General features: G+C 64.1%; 1 protein-coding gene. It reads left to right on the forward strand.

Going from position 1 to position 409, the window contains the following annotated elements:
* A partial coding sequence (locus tag RT91_RS19370) for a putative inorganic carbon transporter subunit DabA (protein ID WP_035189501.1) occupies window positions 1-409 on the forward strand: 409 nt, incomplete at both ends.

A 409-nucleotide genomic window follows, 5' to 3' on the forward strand; every position in this document is an offset into this window, starting at 1 on the left:
AAGCCTTCATCGCCGCTCCGCGCAGGCGCACTGCCGGCAAAAGCCTGGGAGGCCGGGCCTTCCTGCATGATTACGACTGGAAGCAGGACAAGAGCTTCAGCGTTCTTGAGTTGATCTTGACAGCTCCGGTCGTCGTGGCGAGCTGGATCAGCTTGCAATATTATGGTTCGACCGTGGCGCCCGACGTGTTCGGGGGCGGCAACAAGCTCCTGCACAACGTCACCGGCGGGATCGGCGTGGTCGAGGGTAACGGCGGGCTCTTGCGCGTCGGCCTGCCTTGGCAATCGGTCCATGACGGCGAGCGTTACGCGCACGATCCGCTGCGTCTGTCGGTCTGCATCGAGGCGCCGCGTGAGATGTCGGAGATCCTTGGCCGGCACGCTGACGTGCGGGCGCTGTTTGACAACGG

It is taken from the genome of Acidiphilium sp. JA12-A1, from assembly GCF_000724705.2.
GTDB lineage: Bacteria > Pseudomonadota > Alphaproteobacteria > Acetobacterales > Acetobacteraceae > Acidiphilium > Acidiphilium multivorum.